The 23,573-nt window shown below is 61.5% G+C and carries 24 protein-coding genes; 16 read left to right on the forward strand and 8 right to left on the reverse strand.

What is annotated here, in order from left to right; all coding sequences use genetic code 11:
• Window positions 1–55: 55 nt before the first annotated feature.
• Window positions 56–409: a hydroxyisourate hydrolase gene (gene uraH, locus JJD66_RS08515; RefSeq protein WP_034126134.1), complete on the reverse strand. Its 354-nt coding sequence runs from the start codon at window positions 407–409 to the stop codon at window positions 56–58.
• A gap of 441 nt (window positions 410–850) precedes the next feature.
• Here uraH and puuE point away from each other — a divergent pair, with 441 nt between their 5' ends.
• From puuE to JJD66_RS08555, 8 genes are all read left to right on the forward strand, one after another.
• Entirely contained in the window at window positions 851–1,777 is a 927-nt protein-coding gene (puuE, locus tag JJD66_RS08520) for an allantoinase PuuE (RefSeq protein ID WP_198862310.1), read from the forward strand.
• The gene (uraD, locus tag JJD66_RS08525; RefSeq protein ID WP_014719293.1) at window positions 1,774–2,289 is read left to right on the forward strand and encodes a 2-oxo-4-hydroxy-4-carboxy-5-ureidoimidazoline decarboxylase; all 516 of its coding nucleotides are present in this window, start codon (window positions 1,774–1,776) and stop codon (window positions 2,287–2,289) included. The genes puuE and uraD overlap by 4 nt, the downstream gene beginning before the upstream one ends.
• A gap of 41 nt (window positions 2,290–2,330) precedes the next feature.
• Window positions 2,331–3,326 carry an allantoicase gene (gene alc, locus JJD66_RS08530; RefSeq protein ID WP_017137848.1) on the forward strand — a complete coding sequence of 332 codons (996 nt, stop codon included), beginning with the start codon at window positions 2,331–2,333 and terminating at the stop codon, window positions 3,324–3,326.
• A gap of 119 nt (window positions 3,327–3,445) precedes the next feature.
• Window positions 3,446–3,949 (forward strand): ureidoglycolate lyase, encoded by a 504-nt coding sequence (locus JJD66_RS08535; protein ID WP_014719295.1) that lies wholly within the window; start codon window positions 3,446–3,448, stop codon window positions 3,947–3,949.
• Between the two features lie 51 nt (window positions 3,950–4,000).
• Window positions 4,001–5,284 (forward strand): urate hydroxylase PuuD, encoded by a 1,284-nt coding sequence (locus tag JJD66_RS08540; protein WP_105227531.1) that lies wholly within the window; start codon window positions 4,001–4,003, stop codon window positions 5,282–5,284.
• Between the two features lie 195 nt (window positions 5,285–5,479).
• A complete protein-coding gene (locus JJD66_RS08545) occupies window positions 5,480–6,823 on the forward strand; it encodes a nucleobase:cation symporter-2 family protein (RefSeq protein ID WP_200647957.1) in 1,344 nt (447 codons plus the stop codon).
• A 44-nt stretch (window positions 6,824–6,867) separates the two neighbouring features.
• On the forward strand, window positions 6,868–7,239 hold the full coding sequence (locus tag JJD66_RS08550; protein WP_200647958.1) for a hypothetical protein: 372 nt from the start codon (window positions 6,868–6,870) through the stop codon (window positions 7,237–7,239).
• Window positions 7,240–7,262: 23 nt separating this feature from the next.
• A complete protein-coding gene (locus tag JJD66_RS08555) occupies window positions 7,263–8,048 on the forward strand; it encodes an outer membrane protein OmpK (RefSeq protein WP_003192827.1) in 786 nt (261 codons plus the stop codon).
• A gap of 108 nt (window positions 8,049–8,156) precedes the next feature.
• Here the strand turns inward: JJD66_RS08555 and JJD66_RS08560 are convergent, their stop codons facing one another.
• Complete coding sequence (locus JJD66_RS08560) at window positions 8,157–9,305, reverse strand: patatin-like phospholipase family protein (protein ID WP_105227533.1); 1,149 nt, start codon at window positions 9,303–9,305, stop codon at window positions 8,157–8,159.
• 31 nt (window positions 9,306–9,336) lie between these two features.
• Complete coding sequence (locus JJD66_RS08565) at window positions 9,337–10,272, reverse strand: lipid A biosynthesis lauroyl acyltransferase (RefSeq protein ID WP_198715159.1); 936 nt, start codon at window positions 10,270–10,272, stop codon at window positions 9,337–9,339.
• A 119-nt stretch (window positions 10,273–10,391) separates the two neighbouring features.
• Here JJD66_RS08565 and minC point away from each other — a divergent pair, with 119 nt between their 5' ends.
• From minC to JJD66_RS08605, 8 genes are all read left to right on the forward strand, one after another.
• Complete coding sequence (gene minC / locus JJD66_RS08570) at window positions 10,392–11,129, forward strand: septum site-determining protein MinC (protein WP_003192832.1); 738 nt, start codon at window positions 10,392–10,394, stop codon at window positions 11,127–11,129.
• A 199-nt stretch (window positions 11,130–11,328) separates the two neighbouring features.
• Entirely contained in the window at window positions 11,329–12,141 is an 813-nt protein-coding gene (minD, locus tag JJD66_RS08575) for a septum site-determining protein MinD (RefSeq protein WP_003192835.1), read from the forward strand.
• A gap of 3 nt (window positions 12,142–12,144) precedes the next feature.
• Window positions 12,145–12,399, forward strand: a complete 255-nt coding sequence (minE, locus tag JJD66_RS08580) for a cell division topological specificity factor MinE (RefSeq protein WP_003175252.1) — start codon at window positions 12,145–12,147, stop codon at window positions 12,397–12,399.
• A 96-nt stretch (window positions 12,400–12,495) separates the two neighbouring features.
• Window positions 12,496–13,131 carry an RluA family pseudouridine synthase gene (locus JJD66_RS08585; protein WP_057700864.1) on the forward strand — a complete coding sequence of 212 codons (636 nt, stop codon included), beginning with the start codon at window positions 12,496–12,498 and terminating at the stop codon, window positions 13,129–13,131.
• Between the two features lie 195 nt (window positions 13,132–13,326).
• Window positions 13,327–14,616, forward strand: a complete 1,290-nt coding sequence (locus JJD66_RS08590; protein ID WP_105227537.1) for a M18 family aminopeptidase — start codon at window positions 13,327–13,329, stop codon at window positions 14,614–14,616.
• Between the two features lie 200 nt (window positions 14,617–14,816).
• Window positions 14,817–14,984, forward strand: coding sequence for a hypothetical protein (locus JJD66_RS08595; RefSeq protein WP_003192842.1), 168 nt, complete (start codon window positions 14,817–14,819; stop codon window positions 14,982–14,984).
• A 72-nt stretch (window positions 14,985–15,056) separates the two neighbouring features.
• Complete coding sequence (locus JJD66_RS08600) at window positions 15,057–17,222, forward strand: mechanosensitive ion channel family protein (protein ID WP_200647959.1); 2,166 nt, start codon at window positions 15,057–15,059, stop codon at window positions 17,220–17,222.
• A gap of 16 nt (window positions 17,223–17,238) precedes the next feature.
• The gene (locus JJD66_RS08605; RefSeq protein ID WP_200647960.1) at window positions 17,239–18,585 is read left to right on the forward strand and encodes an amidohydrolase; all 1,347 of its coding nucleotides are present in this window, start codon (window positions 17,239–17,241) and stop codon (window positions 18,583–18,585) included.
• A 111-nt stretch (window positions 18,586–18,696) separates the two neighbouring features.
• On the opposite strand, the gene JJD66_RS08610 is transcribed toward JJD66_RS08605, so the two are convergent.
• The 5 genes from JJD66_RS08610 to JJD66_RS08630 form a co-directional block, all read right to left on the reverse strand.
• Window positions 18,697–18,921 (reverse strand): MbtH family protein, encoded by a 225-nt coding sequence (locus tag JJD66_RS08610; RefSeq protein ID WP_003192847.1) that lies wholly within the window; start codon window positions 18,919–18,921, stop codon window positions 18,697–18,699.
• Between the two features lie 82 nt (window positions 18,922–19,003).
• Entirely contained in the window at window positions 19,004–20,404 is a 1,401-nt protein-coding gene (locus JJD66_RS08615; protein WP_200647961.1) for an aspartate aminotransferase family protein, read from the reverse strand.
• A 259-nt stretch (window positions 20,405–20,663) separates the two neighbouring features.
• Window positions 20,664–21,437, reverse strand: coding sequence for an N-acetylmuramoyl-L-alanine amidase (locus tag JJD66_RS08620; protein ID WP_200647962.1), 774 nt, complete (start codon window positions 21,435–21,437; stop codon window positions 20,664–20,666).
• A gap of 123 nt (window positions 21,438–21,560) precedes the next feature.
• Complete coding sequence (locus tag JJD66_RS08625) at window positions 21,561–22,880, reverse strand: ATP-binding protein (protein WP_020302232.1); 1,320 nt, start codon at window positions 22,878–22,880, stop codon at window positions 21,561–21,563.
• A complete protein-coding gene (locus JJD66_RS08630) occupies window positions 22,880–23,560 on the reverse strand; it encodes a response regulator (RefSeq protein WP_014719307.1) in 681 nt (226 codons plus the stop codon). The genes JJD66_RS08625 and JJD66_RS08630 overlap by 1 nt, the downstream gene beginning before the upstream one ends.
• Between the last annotated feature and the right edge of the window lie 13 nt (window positions 23,561–23,573).

Consider the following 23,573-nt stretch of genomic DNA (forward strand, 5'->3'; position numbering starts at 1 on the left):
TGTGCGCGGGCGAAACCAACGAAGAGCATTTGGGGGTATGAAGCGAGGTGACGACTCAGCTACCGCGATAGGTGGAATAGCTGTAAGGCGAAATCAACAGGGGTACATGGTAATGCTCTTGCTCGGCGCTGATGCCAAAGCGTAGTACCACTACATCCAGGAAAGCCGGCTCCGGCAGCTGCACGCCACGGGCGCGGTAGTAATCGCCGGCGTTGAATTGCAGTTGGTAGACACCGCTGCGGTAATCGTCGCCTTGCAACAGCGGCGCATCGCAGCGGCCGTCGCTGTTGGTGGTGGCGGTAGCGACCAGCTCGAGCTGCGCACCTTCGACGCGGTACAGCTCAACCTTGATTGCGCTGCCGGGGCAACCGTGCGCGGCGTCCAAAACGTGTGTGGTCAAACGTCCCATGGCTTTTATGCGCCTCCCGAAGTCAGTCATAGAGAAACCCGCACTCTTTCAGGGCAGTGAAAAAGCCGGCGATGGCTGATTAAGACATTTTCAAAGAAAATTGTACACAATAAATTTCACAGCGCTTCAACCCCCTGTAGGAGCGAGCTTGCTCGCGAAAAACGCCAACGATAACGCGGGCTCCCAGGATGAAAAGTGGCGCCCTCAGGTTATTCGCGAGCAAGCTCGCTCCTACAGTGGGCTTTTTGATCTTAACCTGACCACTCAGGCAAGTTTCTTGCAGAGACCCGTAGAGAGCCCGTTCAGAAAAAATGCAGAAATGCAGGCTTACAAAGTTTGCAATAAGTTGTATACAATCACTCATCGCTGTGACGCCACTCAGTCATTCCACTGCCCGGACGCCACACACACCTGCTACCACGAACAAGAAGGAAGACTGCAGTGAGCGCTGACTACCCACGCGACCTGATCGGTTACGGCAGTAACCCTCCTCACCCCCACTGGCCGGGCAAGGCACGCATTGCGCTGTCGTTCGTACTCAACTACGAAGAAGGCGGCGAGCGCAACATTTTGCACGGTGACAAAGAGTCCGAAGCCTTCCTCTCGGAAATGGTCTCGGCGCAACCGCTGCAAGGCGAGCGCAACATGAGCATGGAGTCGCTGTACGAGTACGGCAGCCGTGCCGGTGTGTGGCGCATCCTCAAGTTGTTCAAAGAATTCGACATCCCGCTGACCATCTTCGCTGTGGCCATGGCCGCCCAGCGGCATCCGGATGTGATCCGCGCCATGGTCGCCGCCGGCCACGAGATTTGCAGCCACGGCTACCGCTGGATCGACTACCAGTACATGGACGAGGCTCAGGAGCGCGAGCACATGCTCGAAGCCATCCGCATCCTCACCGAACTCACCGGTGAACGCCCATTGGGCTGGTACACCGGCCGCACCGGCCCCAACACCCGTCGCCTGGTGATGGAGGAAGGCGGCTTCCTGTACGACTGCGACACCTACGACGACGACCTCCCCTACTGGGAACCCAACACCCCGAACGGCAAGCCGCACCTGGTGATCCCCTACACCCTGGACACCAACGACATGCGCTTCACCCAGGTGCAGGGTTTCAACAAGGGCGATGACTTTTTCGAGTACCTCAAGGATGCCTTCGACGTGCTGTATGCCGAAGGTGCCGAAGCGCCGAAGATGCTATCGATCGGCCTGCATTGCCGCCTGATCGGTCGCCCGGCACGCCTGGCCTCGCTCAAGCGCTTCATTGAATACGTCAAAAGCCATGATCAGGTGTGGTTCACCCGTCGCGTGGACATCGCCCGTCACTGGCACCAAACCCACCCTTTCCCGGGAGCGGCGAAATGACTGCGTTCCAGACCCTGAAACCTTCGACCTTGAGCCGCGACGCCTTTGTCCAGGCCTTTGCCGATATCTACGAACACTCGCCATGGGTGGCCGAAAAGGCCTTCGACCTGGGCCAGGACGCGTCGATCGACCAGATCGAAACCCTGCACCAGCGCATGAGCGATATCCTGTTGAGTGCTGATCACGCCTCGCAACTGGCGCTGATCAATGCTCACCCGGACCTGGCCGGAAAAGCTGCCGTCCAGGGCCAACTGACCCAAGCCAGCACCGATGAACAAGCGGGCGCGGGTATTCACCAATGCACGGCCGAAGAGTTTTCTCGCTTCACCGAGCTGAACGAGGCCTACAAAGCCAAGTTCAAGTTTCCCTTCATCATGGCGGTAAAAGGCAGCAACCGGCATCAGATCCTCGCCGCGTTCGAAACGCGCATCCACAACTCGGCAGACACCGAGTTCAAGTGCGCGCTGGACGAGATCAACAAGATCGCGTTGTTCCGTTTACTGACCCTCTAGCAGTCCATCCCCAGCCACTCTATCTAAGGCAGACAAGAAGAATGAAAGCTTACGCCGTACCTTTCGAAAAGTTCGTCAACCTGGCCGACGCCCGCCTGGGCACCAAGATCATCTCGGTGACCGATGACTGGTTCGCTGACGCCAACCGCCTGTTCCAGCCGACCCCGGCCGTGTGGAAGGAGGGCGTTTTCGATGACAACGGCAAGTGGATGGACGGCTGGGAGTCACGCCGCAAGCGCTTCGAAGGCTACGACAGTGCGGTGATCCGCCTGGGCGTGCCGGGTTCGATCAAAGGCGTGGACATCGACACTTCATTCTTCACCGGCAACTTCCCGCCGTCGGCTTCCCTGGAAGCCTGCTTCCTGGCCTCGGGCGAGCCGGATGCCAACACCCAGTGGGTGGAAGTGCTGTCAGCCGTCGAGCTGCAAGGCAACAGCCACCACTACCACGAGATCAACAACGACCAGGCGTTCAGCCACCTGCGCTTCAACATCTACCCGGATGGCGGCGTGGCCCGTCTGCGTGTGTACGGCGTGCCGTTCCGCGACTGGTCTTCGGTGGGCGACAACGAACAGGTCGACCTGGCCGCCGCGCTCAATGGCGGCCGTGCCCTGGCCTGTTCCGACGAACACTTCGGCCGCATGAGCAACATCCTCAACCCGGGCCGCGGCATCAACATGGGCGATGGTTGGGAAACCGCGCGTCGTCGCACGCCAGGCAATGACTGGGTGATCGTCGCCCTGGGCCACCCGGGCGAGATCGAGAAAATCGTGGTGGACACCCTGCACTTCAAGGGCAACTACCCGGACACCTGCTCGATCCAGGGCGCCTTCGTGAAAGGCGGCACCGACAGCCAGATCGAAACCCAGTCGCTGTTCTGGCGCGAACTGCTGCCGGCGCAGAAGCTGGAAATGCACGCCGAACACACCTTCGCCGAGCAGATCAAGGCGCTGGGGCCGATTACCCACATCCGCTTGAACGTGTTCCCGGATGGTGGTGTGAGTCGCCTGCGGGTTTTGGGCAAAGTCGCCAAGTAAGCGGTGACCCCATCGCAGGCAAGCCAGCTCCCACAGGGGAATGCATTCCCAATGTGGGAGCGGGCTTGCCCGCGATAGCAATAGACCAAACAACACAGTATTCGGATAAGAAGACAGCCATGCGCACACTGATGATCGAACCTTTGACCAAAGAAGCCTTCGCCCCCTTCGGAGACGTTATCGAAACCGACGGCAGCGATCACTTCATGATCAACAACGGGTCGACCATGCGCTTTCACAAACTGGCCACGGTCGACACCGCGAAGCCGGAAGACCACGCCATCATCAGCATCTTCCGCGCCGACGCGCAGGACATGCCGCTGACCGTGTGCATGCTGGAGAGACACCCGCTGGGCAGCCAGGCTTTCATTCCGCTGCTCGGCAACCCCTTTCTGATCGTGGTCGCGCCACTTGGCGATGAACCTGTATCGGGCTTGGTCCGCGCCTTCGTCACCAACGGCAGGCAGGGCATTAATTACCATCGCGGCGTCTGGCACCACCCGGTGCTGACGATCGAAAAGCGGGATGACTTCCTGGTGGTTGATCGCAGTGGCACAGGCAATAACTGCGATGAGCATTTTTTCAAAGAGGATGAGCGGTTGATCCTCGCCCCCCACCAATAAGAGAAGGTCTGATCACCCGACAACAAGGGTGACAGGCGAGAGGTAAAGACTGTGGAAGCACATCTGTTGGAATGGCTGAACCTGAGCGTGCGCTGGGTTCACATGATCACTGGCGTCGCCTGGATCGGCGCTTCTTTCTACTTCGTCTGGCTGGAAAACAACCTTAATCGCGTCAACCCCAAGAACGGCCTGGCCGGTGACTTGTGGGCGATCCACGGTGGCGGTATCTACCACCTGGAAAAATACAAACTGGCCCCGCCGACCATGCCGGACAACCTGCACTGGTTCAAATGGGAAGCCTATTTCACCTGGATGTCGGGCGTCGCGCTGCTGTGCGTGGTGTTCTACTTCAACCCGACGCTGTACCTGCTCGCCCCCGGCAGCAGCCTCAGCGGTACCGAAGGCGTGTTGCTGGGCATCGGCTCACTGTTCGCCGGCTGGTTCATCTACTCCTTCCTGTGCGACTCGGCCCTGGGCAAACGCCCCGCCCTGCTCGGCTTGATCCTGTTCGTGCTGTTGATTGCGGCGGCTTACGGCTTCAGCAAGGTGTTCAGCGGCCGCGGTGCCTACCTGCACGTGGGTGCAGTGATCGGCACGATCATGGTGGGCAACGTGTTCCGTATCATCATGCCGGCCCAACGCGCGCTGGTGGCGGCCATCGCCGAGAACCGCACGCCCGACCCGGCGCTGCCGGCCAAAGGTCTGCTGCGCTCACGCCACAACAACTACTTCACCTTGCCGGTGCTGTTCATCATGATCAGCAACCACTTCCCGAGCACCTATGGCAGCCAATACAACTGGCTGATCCTGGCCGGTATCGCGGTGGCAGCAGTGTTGGTGCGCCATTACTTCAACACCCGGCATGACAGCCAGAAGTATGCATGGACCTTGCCCGTGGGCGCCTTGGCGATGATCAGCCTGGCCTACGTGACCGGGCCCAAGCCGGCTGAACCGATTGCCAAGGCACCGGCTGCCATCGAGTACCAACCCCTGCCAGAAACCGCACTGGGCGGTGGCTTGAAACCGGCCGCGCCTGCCGCACCCGCCGCTGAACCGGCACCGGCCCAGGCCACCACGGACTTCGGCCAGGTGCACCACGTGATCGAGCAACGCTGCACCGTGTGCCATTCGGCCAAGCCCACCAGCCCGCTGTTCAGTACGGCCCCGGCTGGGGTGATGTTCGACACACCGGCACAGATCCAGCAGCAGGCGGCGCGGATTCAAGCGCAGGCCGTGGCCAGCCAGATCATGCCGCTGGGCAACATTACCCAGATGACCCAGCAGGAAAGAGACCTGATCGGCACCTGGATCAATCAGGGGGCCCGCACCAACTGACTGTTTCACACCGTTCCCATGTGGGAGCTGGCTTGCCTGCGATAGCGGCAGATCACCAACGCTTTCGGTGACTGACACACCGCCATCGCAGGCAAGCCAGCTCCCACAAGGGAGATCAGTGATGGCTTGAAGATTAAGTTTCATCCGGCAATTGAATGCCAAACAACACAAAAATAAAAAGATTCGAGGTGTTGCATGTCCCAGTTAGAAACGCAGACTCCTGCCGCGCCCGCCATGGTGCGGCTGCCCCTCTTGCAACTGATCCTGGTAGGCCTGCAACACGTCTTACTGATGTACGGCGGTGCCGTCGCCGTGCCCCTGATCATTGGCCAGGCCGCCGGCTTGAGCCGTGAAGAAATCGCCTTTCTGATCAACGCCGACCTCCTGGTGGCCGGTATCGCCACCATGGTGCAGTCGTTCGGCATCGGCCCGATGGGCATCCGCATGCCGGTGATGATGGGCGCCAGTTTTGCCGCCGTGGGCAGCATGGTCGCCATGGCCGGCATGCCCGGCATCGGTTTGCAGGGCATCTTCGGCGCGACTATCGCCGCCGGGTTCTTCGGCATGCTCATCGCACCGTTCATGTCCAAGGTGGTGCGCTTTTTCCCGCCGCTGGTGACCGGTACGGTGATCACCGCCATCGGCCTTTCGCTGTTTCCCGTGGCGGTGAACTGGGCCGGCGGGGGCAGCGCCGCCGCCACGTTTGGCTCGCCGGTCTACCTGGCGATTGCCGCCCTGGTACTGGCCACGATCTTGCTGATCAACCGCTTCATGCGCGGTTTCTGGGTGAACATCTCGGTACTGATCGGCATGGGCCTGGGTTACGCGCTATGTGGTGTGATCGGCATGGTCGACCTCAGTGGCCTGGCCCAGGCGCCGTGGGTGCAGGTGGTGACGCCGTTGCACTTTGGCATGCCCAAGTTCGAGTTGGCGCCGATCCTGTCGATGTGCCTGGTGGTGGTGATCATTTTTGTCGAGTCCACCGGCATGTTCCTCGCCCTGGGCAAGATCACCGGCCAGGAGGTCACGCCGAAGATGCTGCGACGCGGCCTGTTGTGTGATGCCGGCGCGTCGTTCTTTGCCGGCTTCTTCAACACCTTTACCCACTCCTCCTTCGCGCAGAATATCGGCCTGGTGCAGATGACCGGCGTGCGCTGCCGCTCGGTCACGCTCATGGCCGGCGCGTTCTTGATCGTGCTCAGCCTGTTGCCCAAGGCGGCCTATCTGGTGGCTTCAATTCCACCTGCGGTACTCGGCGGCGCGGCGATTGCGATGTTCGGGATGGTGGCGGCAACCGGGATCAAGATTCTGCAGGAAGCCGACATCGCCGGCCGCCGTAACCAGTTGCTGGTGGCAGTGAGCATCGGCATGGGCCTGATCCCCGTGGTACGCCCGGAGTTCTTCGCACAGCTGCCGTTGTGGATGAGCCCGATTACCCACAGCGGCATCGCCATGGCCACCCTCAGCGCGCTGTCGCTCAACATCCTGTTCAACATCCTCGGCGGCGCTGAGCGCCCCGAAGTCGCGCATACGCATTGATTCCTTTGTTAGTACAAAAATAACAACAAACAGGGAACCCCCACATGCACAACCTTGACATGGGGCCGGCCACACGCCGCGCCCCATTCTTGCCCCTCGCGCTCTGTTACAGCGCACTTGAGCCCAGGCCTGGGAGCCAGTATTCTCCGCGCCCGCTCGAATCGACTCAAAAAAAAACAGCGAATGTAAAAGCTGACCTCAAGGCCAACTTATCCCGGCCTGATGTTTGCTGCCAAAGTGCGCAAAAGTCCCCTGAATTCGACTGCATCCGCTGCAGCCGACGGGGATTTTTTGGCTTTTTAAACACCTTGGCGCAGCTCTTGCTAAAAGCATTAAAGCTGACCGAACAGACGATTTTTGCAGCGAACCAAAAGGCGCCATACCAGAGCGCCTGCGTAGAAGAAAAAAAACCATAAAACTTTAACTCGGGAGCAACCGAATGAAACCCATGTTCAAAGGCCTGATGCTGGCAGGATCACTGTTGGCCGGTGGCCAGGCCGTCGCCGGTGACTTGTTGCAGTGGCAAAACAACAGCCTGACTTATCTGTGGGGCAAGAGCTTTACCGTCAACCCGCAGATCCAGCAAACCGTCACCTTCGAACATGCCGACGCATGGAAGTACGGCGACAACTTCTTCTTCCTCGACCGTATCTTTTACAACGGCAAGGAAGACGGCAATGTCGGCCCGAATACTTACTACGGCGAGTTCAGCCCGCGTTTGTCGTTCGGCAAGATCCTGGACAAGGACCTGTCGTTCGGCCCGATCAAGGACGTGCTGCTGGCCTTCACCTATGAGTTCGGCGAGGGCGATAACGAGTCCTACCTGCTGGGTCCGGCATTCGACTTGAACATCCCCGGTTTCGACTACTTCCAGTTGAACTTCTACCAGCGCCAGACCGAGGGCAATCGTCCGGGTGACGGCGTGTGGCAGATCACTCCGGTCTGGTCCTACACTATTCCCGTGGGCAATTCCGACGTGCTGATCGACGGTTTCATGGACTGGGTGGTGGATAACGACAAGAACGCCCGCGGCACTTATCACGCCAACCTGCACTTCAACCCACAGGTCAAATACGACCTGGGCAAGGCGCTGCATTGGGGCGACAAGCAGTTATATGTGGGTTTTGAATACGACTACTGGAAGAACAAGTACGGGATCGAGGATTCGGGGGCATTCAAAACGACTCAGGACACAGCAAGCTTCCTGGTCAAATACCACTTCTAAAGGTTGATCGCGGTTCCCTGTGGGAGCTGGCTTGCCTGCGATCGCGATGTGTCTGTGCCAGCAGTGTTGGCTGGCATACCGCTATCGCAGGCAAGCCAGCTCCCACATTCAGTTCGGCGTCAGGCCCAGGAAACGGGTGATTTCTTCGCGCTTGGCCAGCGCATCCTTGCGCCCCAGTTCGATCAACTCACTGCAATATCCCGCCTCGAACAACAGATAGCTCAACACTCCTGCCCCGCTGGTCTTGGTTGCCCCAGGCCCGCGTAAAAACACACGCAACGCCGCCGGCAATTCCTGGCGATGTCGCGCGGCGATTTCATCGATGGGCTGGCTGGGGGCAATCACCAACACCTCTACCGGCGCCAGGCCCTGCACCGCCGCATCCGCAGGCACGACGCGGCTGAACTGGTTCAAGCGCTCCAGCAGCTCGATATCGCTTTCCAGGCTGTCAATGAAGGTGCTGTTGAGCATGTGCCCGCCGATTTGCGCCAGGGTCGGTTGCTGGCCGGTGTAGGTGCGTTGCGTCGAGGCTTCATTGCCCCTTGGGTTGCCGCTCACACCGACGACCAATACGCGGCTGGCCCCCAGGTGCAAGGCCGGGCTGATGGGCGCTGACTGCCGCACTGCGCCATCGCCGAAGTACTCTTCATCGAGTTTGACCGGAGCGAACAACAGCGGAATCGCCGAACTCGCCAGCAAGTGCTCCACCGTCAGTTGGGTCGGCACGCCGATCCGCCGATGGCGCAGCCAGGCATCGATGGTGCCGCCGCCCTGATAGAAGGTCACCGCTTGCCCGGACTCATAACCAAAGGCCGTCACCGCCACCGCCTGCAAGTGCTGGCGGCGGATCGCCTCGTCGATGCCGTCCAGGTTCAAGCGCGCTTGCAGCAAGTCGCACAGTGGCGAGCTGTCGAGCAACGCCACCGGCACCTGGCGACCCAGGCCCAACAGGCTATGGATCAGGAAGCGACTGGCCTGGCGTATCACCCCCGGCCAATCGCTGCGCAGCACCTGATGGCTGCGAAAGCCCTGCCAGAATGCGGTCAGCCGTTGGACAGCCGCGCAGAAGTCACTGGCTCCACTGGCCAGGCTCACCGCATTGATCGCGCCGGCGGAGGTGCCGACGATCACCGGAAAAGGATTCGCTGCCCCTGGCGGCAGCAATTCGGCAATCGCCGCCAGCACCCCCACCTGATAAGCCGCTCGCGCCCCGCCGCCGGAAAGAATCAAGCCTGTGACCGGTTCCGCTGGGCGCATTGCGTCACTCCATGGTGAGAAGGGGTTGGGATTATCGACGGCGCTTTTCGTACAGCTTGGGCTCACCCGGCGGCCGACTCTTGAAGCGGCGATGGGTCCACAGGTATTGCTCGGGGCATTCGCGCACCGAGGCTTCGACCCACTGGTTGATGCGCAGGCAGTCGATCTCGTCGGTTTCACCCGGGAAGTCGGTCAGCGGCGGATGGATCACCAGGCGGTAACCGCTGCCGTCAGCCAGGCGCTCCTGGGTAAACGGCACCACCAGCGCCTTGCCCAGGCGTGCGAACTTGCTGGTGGCGGTGACGGTGGCGGCCTGGATGCCGAACAGCGGCACGAAGATGCTTTGCTTGGCGCCGTAGTCCTGGTCTGGCGCGTACCAGATGGCCCGGCCAGCGCGCAGCAGCTTGAGCATGCCGCGCACGTCGTCACGCTCCACGGCCAGGGAATCGAGGTTATGGCGTTCGCGGCCACGGCGCTGGATAAAATCGAACAACGGGTTGCCGTGTTCGCGGTACATGCCATCGATGGTGTGCTTCTGCCCCAGCAGCGCCGCGCCGATTTCCAGGGTGGTGAAGTGCAAGGCCATGAGGATCACGCCTTTGCCTTCCAAGTGTGCCTGGGTGAGGTGTTGCAGCCCTTCGACATGGGCCAGGCGCGCCAGGCGCGGCTTGGGCCACCACCAGCTCATGGCCATTTCAAAGAAGGCGATACCGGTGGAGGCAAAGTTTTCCTTGAGCAGGCGTTTGCGTTCCTTGGCGGATTTTTCCGGGAAGCACAGTTCAAGGTTGCGCGCTGCGATACGGCGACGATCACCCGCCACACGGTACATGCCCGCACCGAGCAGGCGACCAATGGTCAACAATGCCCGGTACGGCAACTGGGTGACCAGCCACAGCAGGCCGAGCCCCAGCCATAGCAGCCAAAAACGCGGGTGAAGAAATACAGCTCGAAAACGCGGGCGATCCATTACAGATTCCGGTAAAGACAAGGGCCGCGCATTCTACAACGGTTCGACTCGGCTTGCGGCGGGTGAGTGTTCTCGTTATAAGTCTCGACACTTTTCGTGACAAGCCGCTTTCGCCGACCATGAGCCAAACCGAACCGCTAGACCAAGATCCCGTGTTCCAGCTAAAAGGCAGCATGCTCGCCATTACCGTGCTGGAACTGGCCCGCAATGACCTCGACGCCCTGGACCGCCAACTGGCCGCCAAGGTCGCCCTGGCGCCGAACTTCTTCAACAACGCCCCGCTGGTGCTGGCGCTGGACAAGCTGCCGGCTGGCCAGGGCGTGATTGATTTGCCCGGCCTGATGCGCGTATGCCGTTCCCATGGCCTGCGCACACTGGCCATCCGCGCCAGCCGCATCGAAGACATTGCCGCCGCCATCGCCATTGAACTGCCAGTACTGCCGCCGTCCGGCGCCCGCGAGCGTGCGCTGGAACCATTGGTCGGCGAAGAAAAGAAAAAACCGGAAAAACCACCCGAGCCTGCGATCAGGCCTACAAAGATCATCACCTCGCCGGTACGCGGCGGGCAGCAGATTTACGCCCAGGGTGGCGACCTTGTGGTGGTCTCCTCGGTCAGCCCGGGGGCGGAACTTCTTGCCGATGGCAACATCCATGTATACGGCCCGATGCGCGGACGCGCCCTGGCCGGCATCAAGGGGGATACCAAGGCACGTATTTTTTGCCAGCAGTTGACCGCCGAGCTGGTTTCCATCGCGGGTCAGTACAAGGTTTCCGAAGATTTGCGCCGCGATCCACTGTGGGGCGCTTCGGTACAGGTCAACCTGTCGGGCGATGTGTTGAACATCATCCGTCTTTAACGGATACTGCCGCATTTTCCAAGCATCTCTAGACTCTGATAGCAAAGCGAAACCGGCAAGACTTGTGTAGGACTTTTTGGAAGTTGGTGTTTCCCCATGGAAACCCCGTCTTTTTCCTGCAAAGGCTGTCCGCCTGCGGCGAGTTCCAAGAGATGTTTTTCAGGGACCGAAAGTCCTTTTTCCTTAGGGGTGAAACACCTTGGCCAAGATTCTCGTGGTTACATCCGGCAAGGGTGGTGTGGGTAAGACCACCACCAGCGCCGCTATCGGTACCGGCCTCGCTCTGCGCGGCCACAAGACAGTCATCGTCGACTTCGACGTCGGTCTGCGTAACCTTGACCTGATCATGGGCTGCGAGCGTCGCGTGGTGTATGACTTCGTCAACGTGGTGAACGGCGAAGCCAACCTGCAACAGGCCCTGATCAAGGACAAGCGCCTTGAGAACCTGTACGTGCTGGCCGCCAGCCAGACCCGTGACAAAGACGCGCTGACCAAAGAAGGCGTCGGCAAAGTGCTCGCCGAGCTCAAGGAAACCTTCGAATACGTGGTCTGCGATTCTCCGGCCGGTATCGAAACCGGTGCTCACCTGGCGATGTACTTCGCCGACGAAGCCATCGTGGTAACCAACCCGGAAGTCTCCTCGGTACGTGACTCGGACCGTATGCTCGGCCTGTTGGCCAGCAAGTCCAAGCGCGCCGAAGAAGGCCAGGACCCGATCAAGGAACACCTGCTGCTCACCCGCTACAACCCGGAGCGCGTCAACAACGGCGAAATGCTCGGTGTTGAAGACGTGAAGGAAATCCTCGCCGTGACCCTGCTGGGCGTGATTCCGGAATCCCAGGCCGTCCTGAAGGCATCCAACCAGGGCGTACCGGTGATTCTCGACGACCAGAGCGACGCCGGCCAGGCGTACAGCGATGCCGTGGATCGCTTGCTGGGCAAGACCGTGGAACACCGCTTCCTCGATGTCAAGAAGAAGGGATTCTTCGAGCGTATCTTTGGAGGCAACTAAACAATGAAATTTCTCGACTTCTTTCGCGCCAACAAAAAGCCAAGTACCGCGTCGGTAGCGAAAGAGCGTCTACAGATCATCGTGGCGCACGAACGCGGCCAACGCAGCACGCCGGATTACCTGCCAGCCTTGCAGAAGGAACTGGTCGAGGTGATCCGCAAGTACGTCAATATCGGCAACGATGACGTGCATGTCGCCCTGGAAAATGACGGCAGCTGCTCGATTCTGGAACTCAATATCACCCTGCCCGATCGTTGATCGAACGGGCGGTCGCCACGGCGGCTCGATCACCTTGATCCCTTTTGGGGAACCGGGTGGGCGAGCCGCCGTTGGCGTTTGTTACGAGGCTGTTTAATGCCGCTGTCCAATATCCATATCCTGCATCAGGACGACGCCGTCCTGGTGGTGAACAAGCCGACCCTGCTGCTCTCGGTGCCTGGTCGCGCCGACGACAACAAGGACTGCCTGATCACTCGCCTGCAGGAAAACGGCTACCCCGAAGCCCGCATCGTCCATCGCCTGGACTGGGAAACCTCAGGGATCATCCTGCTGGCCCGGGACGCGGATACCCACCGCGAACTGTCCCGCCAGTTTCACGACCGCGAGACCGAAAAGGCCTACACCGCCCTGGCCTGGGGCCAGCCGGCACTGGACAGCGGCAGCATCGACCTGCCCCTGCGCTATGACCCGCCGACCAAGCCCCGCCATGTGGTCGACCATGAGTTCGGCAAACATGCACTGACCTTCTGGAAAGTCCTGGAGCGTTGCGGCGACTGGTGCCGCGTAGAGCTGACACCCATCACTGGGCGCTCGCACCAGTTGCGCGTGCATATGTTGTCCATCGGGCATCCGTTGCTGGGTGACGGTCTGTACGCCCATGAACAAGCCCTGACCGCCTGGCCACGCCTGTGCCTGCATGCAAGCATGCTCAGCTTCACCCATCCGCAAAGCGGCGAGCGCCTGCGCTTCGAGTGCCCAGCCCCTTTTTGAAGGGCTGATGCGGTCAAATGTGGGAGCTGGCTTGCCTGCGATATCGGCGTGCCAGCCAATACATCTGGCACAGAAAGACCGCTATCGCAGGCAAGCCAGCTCCCACAGGGTTTGGTGTGGTTCTCGGCCCTGCACGCTCACTCCAAATATCTGGCCAATACGGTAAACTCTCGCCACTGCTGTCTGGAGCTATTTATGCGCGAAGCGTTGAATCAAGGCCTGATCGACTTCCTCAAGGCCTCCCCTACTCCTTTTCATGCCACTGCCGCCCTGGCCCAACGCCTGGAAGCGGCCGGTTACCAGCGTCTCGACGAGCGCGATACCTGGACCACCGAGGCCAACGGTCGCTACTACGTGACCCGCAACGATTCCTCGATCATCGCCTTCAAGCTCGGCCGCCAATCGCCGCTGCAGGACGGTATCCGCATGGTCGGCGCCCACACCGACAGCCCGTGCCTGCGGGTCAAGCCCCAGCCGGAGCTGCAACGTCAGGGCTTCTGGCAACTGGGCGTGGAAGTCTACGGCGGCGCGCTGCTGGCGCCCTGGTTCGACCGCGACCTGTCCCTGGCCGGGCGTGTCACCTTCCGCCGCGATGGCAAGGTCGAGAGCCAACTGATCGATTTCAAGCTGCCGATCGCCATCATTCCCAACCTGGCCATTCACCTCAACCGTGAAGCCAACCAGGGCTGGGCAATCAATGCCCAGACCGAGCTGCCGCCGATCCTGGCGCAGTTTGCCGGTGACGAGCGCGTGGATTTTCGCGCCGTGCTCACCGAACAGTTGGCCCGCGAGCATGGGCTGAACGCCGATGTGGTACTCGACTACGAGCTGAGTTTCTACGACACCCAAAGCGCGGCAGTCATCGGCCTCAATGGCGACTTCATCGCCGGTGCGCGCCTGGACAACCTGCTGTCGTGCTACGCCGGTTTGCAAGCCTTGCTCACCAGCGACACCGATGAAACCTGCGTGCTGGTGTGCAACGACCACGAAGAAGTCGGCTCCTGCTCGGCCTGCGGTGCCGATGGCCCGATGCTGGAACAGACCCTGCGCCGCCTGTTGCCAGAAGGTGAGGAATTCGTACGCACCATCCAGAAATCCCTGCTGGTGTCGGCAGACAACGCTCACGGTGTACACCCCAACTACGCCGAGAAACACGACGCCAACCACGGCCCGAAACTCAACGCCGGCCCGGTGATCAAGGTCAACAGCAACCAGCGCTACGCCACCAACAGCGAAACCGCCGGGTTCTTCCGCCACCTGTGCATGGCCCAGGAAGTGCCAGTGCAAAGCTTCGTGGTGCGCAGCGACATGGGCTGCGGCTCGACCATCGGCCCCATCACCGCCAGCCACCTGGGCGTGCGCACCGTGGACATCGGCTTGCCGACCTTTGCCATGCACTCGATCCGCGAGCTGTGCGGCAGCCATGACCTGGCGCATCTGGTCAAGGTGCTGGGAGCGTTCTACGCCAGCCGCGATTTACCCTGAGACCGAGGCGCGCCCATCGCGGGCAAGCCCGCTCCCACATTTGATCTGTGAATGCATTTCAGTGTGGGAGCGGGCTTGCCCGCGATGGGTTTCCAAACAGATATAAGGCTATCTGACTCACATCAACTGCACTTCTGCCAATCCGGCCTAGACTTGTCAGAACTTCCAGTCCGACAAGGCCGCCCCTCGCCATGATCTCAATGTCCTCATTCCACGCCATGCTGATCCCCATCGTGATCGGCATGATCATGCTCGCGGTCGGCTTCAACTTTCGCGACAAGCCTCTGGGCGTGTTTGGCATGTGGATCGGCATGCTGTTGATCCTCGGCACCGTGCTCTACAAGATCCTCGCCAAACTGGCGCAGTGACAAATGCGCTCGCATTGGGCATAGCGGCCTCGTACACTCGGTCAATTCGTCGTTTTCAAGGTTGACCGCCTCGTGTTCTCCCGTCTGTTTGCCCTGCCCTGCTACCTGCTGATCGCCCTGCTCACGCTGCTGCCAGTGATGCCCGCCCAAGCCGTGGGCTTGCCCGGGATGCTGGGCGGCTCCAGCAAGACCCAACCCCAGGCGGAAGTGCCCCTGGGGCAGTCGCTGGACGAAGTGATCAAAACCCTGGAAAACGACCAACAGCGCACCCAGTTGCTCAGCGACCTGAAGAAACTGCGCGCCGCCACGCAAAAGGCCCAGCCCGCCGCCGAACTCGGGGTACTCGGGTTGATCGGCAGTACGCTGTCGGGCTTTGAGCAGCAGTTTTCCGGCGCCGACAGCCCGTTGGGGCGCTGGTCCAATGAAGTCGACCTGGCCAAGGATGAACTGGCCGCCCTGATGTTGCCGGCCAGCGAATGGCTGCCGATCATCTTCGGTTTTGCCGTGATCCTGGCCGTATGGAGCCTGCTGGCCGCCGCGCTGATCTGGCTCAGCCACCGGGTGCGCGAGCGCTTCGGCCTGCCCGAAGAGCTGCCGCAACACCCACGCACCTGGGACATGCTGCGCTTTGCCCTGCGCAAGCTGGGCCCCTGGTTGATCGCCCTGGTGATCACGGTTTACCTGAGCTACGCCCTGCCTTCCTCCCTGGGCAAATCCCTGGCCATGGTGCTGGCCTATGCCTTGGTAGTCGGCACCTGTTTCTCGGCAATCTGCGTGATTGCCTTCTCCGTACTCGACGGCCCGCACCGCCACCGCGCCCTGTATATCCTGCGCCACCAGGCGTTCCGCCCGCTGTGGTGGATCGGCAGTTTTGCCGCCTTCGGTGAAGCCTTGAGCGACCCGCGCCTGGTTGCCGCGCTCGGCCAGCATCTGGCCCACACCGCCGCGACCGTGGCCAATGTCATGGCGGCGTTGTCCACCGGGGTGTTTATCCTGCGTTTCCGCCGCCCCATCGCGCACCTGATCCGCAACCAGCCGCTGTCGCGCCGACTGACCCGCCGCGCCCTCACCGATACTCTGTCGATCATCGGCACCTTCTGGTACATCCCGGCTCTTCTGCTGGTGGGCATCTCACTGTTCGCCACCTTCCTGTCGGCCGGCGACACCAGCACCGCCCTGCGCCAGTCGTTGCTGTGCACGGTGCTGCTGGTGTTGTGCATGGTGATCAACGGCCTGGTGCGCCGCCACGCTCTCAAGCCGCAACGCGGGCACAAACGCCACGCGCTGTACTCCGAACGCCTCAAAGGCTTTGTCTACACCCTGGTGCACCTGATGGTGTGGCTGGTATTTATCGAACTGGGGCTGCGGGTCTGGGGCCTGTCGATGATTCGCTTTACCGAAGGTGAAGGCCATGAAATAGCCGTAAAGCTGTTCGGCCTCGGTGGGACCTTGTTGTTTGCCTGGCTGATCTGGATCCTCAGCGACACGGCCATTCACCACGCCCTGACCCGCTCGCGCAAAGGCCTGGCCAACGCGCGTGCGCAAACCATGATGCCGCTGATCCGCAACGTGCTGTTCGTGACCATCTTTATCATCGCAGCCATCGTGGCCTTGGCGAACATGGGCATGAACGTCACGCCCCTGCTGGCCGGTGCGGGCGTGATCGGTATCGCCATCGGCTTTGGTGCGCAATCGCTGGTGGCGGACTTGATCACCGGCCTGTTCATCATCATCGAAGACTCCCTGGCCATCGACGACTACGTGGACGTCGGCGGCCACCTCGGTACCGTAGAGGGCCTGACCATCCGTACCGTGCGCCTGCGCGATATCGACGGCATCGTGCACACCATCCCGTTCAGCGAAATCAAGAGCATCAAGAACTACTCCCGCGAGTTCGGCTACGCGATCTTCCGGGTGGCGATCCCTTACAACATGGAAATCGACGACGCGATCAAACTGATGCGCGAGGTCGGCCATGCCATGCGCAACGACCCGCTGCAACGCCGCAATATCTGGTCGCCGCTGGAGATCCAGGGCGTGGAAAGCTTCGAGTCCGGCAGCGCAATCCTGCGCGCACGCTTCAAGACCGCGCCGATCAAGCAGTGGGAAGTGTCGCGGGCGTTCAACCTGTCGCTCAAGCGGCATCTGGATGAAGCTGGGCTTGACCTGGCGACACCGCGCTTGAGCGTGCAAGTGCTGACCGCCGGCAGCGTGCAGGAGAAAGATCCACAACAATAAGCAAGGAGAGGTTGGTATGCGAATGAACGGTCTGACACACCAATGGGTTTTGGGTCTGCTCGGCGCGGTCGCGAGCAGTGCAGTGATCGCCGCCAGCAGCGGCCAGGACAGTGCCCGGGAAACCATTGCCGCCCAGGCAAAAATCCTCGAACCCAGCCTGTTGGAAACCCGCCGCGATATCCACGCCCATCCGGAACTGGGCAATACCGAAACCCGCACCGCCGAGTTGGTCGCCAAACAGTTGCGCGAACTCGGCCTTGAGGTGAAGACCGGGGTGGCCCGCACTGGCGTCGTCGCCATCTTGAAAGGCGCCCTGCCCGGCCCGACCGTGGCCCTGCGCGCCGACATGGATGCGCTGCCGGTCAAGGAAGTCGCCGACCTGCCCTTCGCCTCCAAAGCCAAGGGCACCTACCTGGGCAAAGAAGTCGACGTGATGCACGCCTGCGGCCACGACGCCCATACCGCTATCCTGCTGAGCACTGCGAAGATTCTTACCGGGATGCGCGAGCGACTGCCCGGCACCGTGGTGTTTTATTTCCAACCGGCCGAAGAAGGCCCCAGCGACTTTATCCCCGACGGCAAGAACACCTGGGGCGCGAAGATGATGGTGCAGGAAGGCGTGATGAAAGCGCCCAAGCCCGACGCGGTGTTTGGCCTGCATGTATGGGCCGGCGTGCCTGCCGGGCAAATCGCCTACCGCCCGGGCCCGACCCTGGCCAGCTCCGATGACCTGCGCATCAGGATCCTCGGCAAACAGACCCACGCCGGCCGCCCCTGGGACGGTATCGACCCGATCACCGTTGGCGCGCAAACCATTGTCGGCCTGCAGACCGTGGTCAGCCGCCGTACCGATATTTCGTCATTCCCCTCTGTGGTGAGCATCGGCACCATCAACGGTGGCACCCGCTATAACATCATCCCCGAGTCGGTGGACATGAGCGGCACCATTCGCTCCTACGACTACGGTATCCGCCAGAAGCTGCATGCAGACGTGCGTCAAACCGTAGAGAAAATCGCCGAAAGCGGTGGCGCCAAGGCCGAAGTGACGATCATCGAGAAGTACGACCCCACCATCAACAACCCGGCGCTGACCGAGAAAATGCTGCCGAGCCTGCGCTGGGCGGCTCAGGATGACGTGGTGCAGGGCCCGTTGGTGGGTGGTGCCGAAGACTTCTCGTTCTATGCCAAGGAGGCGCCGGGGCTGTTTGTCTTCCTGGGGGTGACCCCAAGGGACCAGGACATGAGCAAGGCGGCGCCGAATCACAACCCAGGGTTCTTTGTGGATGAGTCGGCGTTGGTGGTGGGCGTGAGGACGCTGGCGTCGTTGGCGACGGATTACCTCTATACCCACACATCACGGTAATGCTTGATGTGGAGATGGCTTGCCCCCGACAGCTGTGTGTCAGCTAAACATTGGCTGGCTGATACACCGCAATCGGGGGCAAGCCCCCTCCCACATTTGAACCCAGGTGAATCAGTTGGCGAGGGCCGCGCCATCCATTTTCTGGCGCAGGCTCAACGGGCGCATGTCGGTCCACACTTCCTCGATATACGCCAGGCACTCCTTCTTCATGCCACTCTTGCCCACGGTGCGCCAGCCTTCCGGCACAGCCTTGTAGTCGGGCCAGATCGAATACTGTTCTTCATGGTTGACCACTACCTGAAAGAGGATGTCGTCGCGGTCAAATACTGAGGTCATTGCTGTTCTCCGTCGCTCAAAGGCTGGCTGCGCACCACGCGCAGCACTGATATCTGTAGAAACGTACCAAGGGCCTGGAAAATTACAGGCTGGCCACGGCCGCCGCCAAGGCGCGCCCGAAAATCTCAGCCACCTGGTCGACTTCGCCAGCGGTGATCACCAGCGGTGGCAGGAAACGCACCACACTGCCATGGCGCCCGCCCAGTTCCAGGATCAGCCCGCGCTTGAGGCATTCGCGCTGCACCAGCGGCGCCAACTGGCGATGCACCGGTGGGTGGCCCTGACTATCAGGCGTACCAGTCGGGTCTACCAGCTCCACCCCCAGCATCAGCCCACGCCCACGGATATCCCCCAGGTGCGGGAAGTCGCGCTGCAGGATGCGCAGGTGTTCGCCCAGGCGCTGGCCCATGGTCGCCGCATGGCCTGCCAGGTCGTGATCCTTGAGGTAGCGCATCACCGCCGAGCCCGCCGCCATCGCCATCTGGTTGCCGCGGAAGGTCCCGGCATGGGCGCCCGGCAGCCAGGTGTCGAGCCAGTCGCGATACACCACCACCGCCAGCGGCAGGCTGCCGCCAATCGCCTTGGACATGACCACCACGTCCGGAATGATGCCGGCGTGTTCGAAGGCAAACATTTTGCCGGTACGCCCAAAACCGCTCTGGATCTCATCGACGATCAGCGCCACCCCCGCTTGCGCGGTGATACGGCGCAGGCCACGCAGCCAGTCGAGGTCTGCCGGGATCACACCGCCCTCGCCCTGGACCACTTCGACAATCACCGCCGCTGGCAACAGCACGCCGGCTTCCGGGTCGTTGAGCAGGTTTTCCAGATAATGCAGGTTGACCCGCACACCTTCGGCGCCACCCAGCCCAAACGGGCAACGGTAGTCATACGGGAACGGCAGGAATTGCACGCCATTGCCGAGCAAGGCGCCCAAGGGTTTCTTTGGCCCCAGGCTGCCCATCAAACTCAGCGCGCCCTGGCTCATGCCGTGATAGCCGCCCTGGAACGACAGCACAGTGCTGCGCCCGGTGGCAGTGCGCACCAGCTTCAACGCGGCTTCCACCGCATCGGTGCCGGTGGGGCCGCAGAACTGGATTTTCGCTTCTCGCGCCAGTTCCGATGGGAGCAAACCGAACAGGTCCTGCACGAATTGATCCTTGACCGGCGTAGTCAGGTCCAGGGTATGCAGAGGCAGTTCGTCGCTCAGCACTTGCTGGATGGCCTGGATCACCACCGGGTGGTTATGCCCCAGCGCCAGGGTTCCGGCGCCGGCCAGGCAGTCGATGAACCGGCGCCCCTCCACGTCCTCCACGTAAATGCCCTTGGCGCGTTTAAGTGCCAGGGGGATGCGCCGTGGGTAGCTGCGGGCGTTGGATTCCTGCTGGCGCTGGCGGGCCAGCAGCGGGCTTTCGTCAAACTGATAGAGCGTTTCCGCGGCCTGCACCGGGGCGTCTTCGATACGGCTGGTAGCGACTGACATCTCTGGATCCCTCAATACGCTGATGATCGTGACCAAACTGCCGATCCGTTGGCGTCTGGCCCAAGGGCATGCGCACGGATTTCCTGTTGTGGAGACGCTTCAGGTGCACGGGGATTTAGGAGGTTGGTCGGATATTTACCGATAGTGGGGAGATTAAAATGTGGGAGCGGGCTTGCTCGCGAAGGCAGTGTGTCAGTCGCTGCATCTGTTACGGCACTACCGCTTTCGCAGGCAAGCCAGCCCCACATTTGAACAGCGCTCAGCTCCGAAGCCCGCGGTATTTTTCATTCAGCGCATAAAGAATCGCGCACGTCTCTGCATCCAGGAATCCACAATAATCCCGTGGCCGAAAGTGCATCTGGAACGCCCGGGTGCGCTGCTCAAAGGCCCGGCGATTCTGCGCGGGCTTGTAGCCATAACGCTGAAACGCCCGCTCCACTTCGACCTCCGGCGGCAAGCCGAGACAAAAGCGGCGCTGGTACATCGCCCGGCTCGACTCATCAAACCAGGCCCCGATGCCGGCCTCATGCAGCACACGCCAGGGCAACCGAGGCCCAGGGTCGCTCTTGCGCCAGTAGGCCACGTCCGAATGCCCGAGCCAGTCAGTGGGGCCCACCTGCGGATAGCGCTCCAGCAGGTCGCGAAGCAATTCAATCAGTAGGTCAATCTGTGCCGGTGCGTACTCCGGAAAGGTAAAGACCCCCGCTTCATCCCGCGCCAGGTTGACGATTTCAATGCCCACCGAGCGGCTGTTGAGATCGGCCTTCCCCGCCCAATAGCTCACGCCTGCGTGCCAGGCGCGCTGGTCCTCGTTCACCAGGCGAAACACCCGCAGCTCTTCATAACCGGCAGCGCGGTAGCTGGGTTCAGCGGGGTCGGGCAGCAGATAGTGGGCGCTGACGCCATCTTGGGTGAGGGTGCGTAGCGAGGAAGCAAAGGGCGCGGCCGTGTAGTGCACAAGCACCTGCTGCACGGATTCGCCGCGGCGGTCGTTGAAATCCCTGGCGGGGAAACTGGTGTCGATCACCAACATAAGAACAGTCCTTTTCAATTCAGGCCGACTCATTCGGCCCGTTCAAGCGCAAAAAAATTACCGCCATCCTGAAGGCTTGAGCCTCAGGCGGGCGGTAATTATTTGCCACGTGAAAAGGGCAGCTCAGCGCCGCAACGGCATTCCCAGATCAACCCGCATACCGTCGGGCTGGCTGTCGAAGTGCAGCGAGCAGGAACAGCGCTGCACGATCGCCTGGACAATCGCCAGGCCCAGGCCACAGCCTTCGCTGCTGCCATTGCGCCAGAAGCGTTGGGTGAGGTATTGCAGGTCTTCGCTGGAGATCTGCTGGCCATGGTCACGCACGCGGAACACCACGTTATCCGGGGTAGAAAACACCTGCAGTTCCACGCGGGTATCGGCCGGGGTATGGCGCAAGGCGTTGTCCAACAGGTTACGCAAGGCCGCGACGGCAAGACCCACAGGCATTGCCACTGGAACAGGGGAAAGATCCGGCGCCAGGATCAGATCAATGCGTGAATTGTCGCCGGCGTTGGCATCCTGGATCGCCAACCGGGCGACTTCCTCGGCACTGGACTGCAGGCCATCGTCAAACGACAGGCTGCCCTCCACCCGCGCCAGCAACAACAGTTGCTCCAGGGTGCGATGCAAGCGATCGGCGCCCTCCTCGGCGTGCGCCAGGGACTGGTCGCGGGCCGCGCCCTCGGTCATGCGCGCGACTTGCAGGTGGGTCTTGATCGCGGTCAACGGGCTGCGCAGTTCATGGGCGGCGTCACCGGTCAGGCGACGTTCGCGCTCGATGGTCTTGGCGATGCGCTGCAGCAATTGGTTCTGGGTGTCGAGCAACGGCTTGAGTTCACTGGGCAGCGGGTGAATCTGCAGAGGCTCGAGGGAGTCGACACTGCGCCGCATCAGGGCATCCCGCATACGGTTGAGCGGCACCAGGCTCTGGCCAATGCCCAGCCAAAGCAGGCACAGGCAGCCCAGCAATGCCACGCCGACCGGCACCGACGCCGCCAGCAGGATCGACAGGTTGAGGGCTTCACGCTCCACCTGGCGGTCGGCGGTGGTGATCAACAAGTCGCCACGGGACAGGGTAAAACTGCGCCAGCCCACGCCGTCGATGATCTGGTCGCGAAAGCCGCTGCGGCGCGACTCCAACCCTTCCTCCGGCGTGGTATGGCTGCGCGCCAGGATCTCGCCACGCAAGGAGCTGACCTGGCAAGCCATGCCACCCGGCACATTCAGTTGTTCGGTGCGCAAATGCGCGCCCCCGCTGACGCTGGCCAGGCCCGGCATCTGCTCGGTGAGCCCGGCCACCATGCGCGCCGAAGCCACCAGGCGCTGGTCGAGGGAAAACATCATTTGGTTGCGCAAATCGTTGAGCATCCAGGCGGCCGCCAGCACCCAGATTAGTACAAAAGCGGCGCCCAGCTTGAACGTCAGGCGCAGACGCAAGCTCATCACGGCGTGTTTTCTCCGCCATCAGCCGTGCCGAGGCGATAGCCCAGCCCCCTGACGGTTTCGACGATGCCATTGCCCAACTTGCGCCGCAGGTGGTGGATATGCACGTTGAGGGCGTTGCTTTCCAGTTCGTCGCTGAAGCCGTAGACGCTGTCCTTGAGCTGTTCGCTGGACAGTACGCGGCCCTTGTTGTGCAACAGCGCCTGCAACAACGCCTGTTCACGCCGGGACAGGTCCACCGGCTGGCCGCCGAGGAAGGTCTCGCGGCTGCTGGGGTCGTAGGCCAGGCGGCCATGTTCGATCAGGTTGACGCTGCGCCCCGCTACCCGGCGCAACAGGGTTTGCAGGCGAGCGGCGAGTTCACGCAAGTCGAAGGGCTTGAGCAGGTAATCGTCGGCGCCGGCTTGCAGGCCGTCGACGCGGTTGGTCACCGAGTCCCGCGCGGTGAGGATCAGCACCGGAATGTCCAACCCCTGGCTGCGCTGTTGTTGCAGCAGCTTGAGGCCGTCTTCGTCGGGCAGGCCAAGGTCGAGCACCATGATGTCGAAGGCCGCGGCCTTGAGCATCGCCCGCGCCGCCGAGGCCGTGGCCACGCGCTCCACGGTAAAGCCCTGGGCGGTCAGGCCGGCCACGATGCCACTGGCGATCAGTTCGTCGTCTTCACAGACCAGTACGTGCATGGTTAACCCTTCA

This window comes from Pseudomonas sp. MF6751, assembly GCF_016613265.1.
Taxonomy (GTDB): domain Bacteria; phylum Pseudomonadota; class Gammaproteobacteria; order Pseudomonadales; family Pseudomonadaceae; genus Aquipseudomonas; species Aquipseudomonas fluorescens_BV.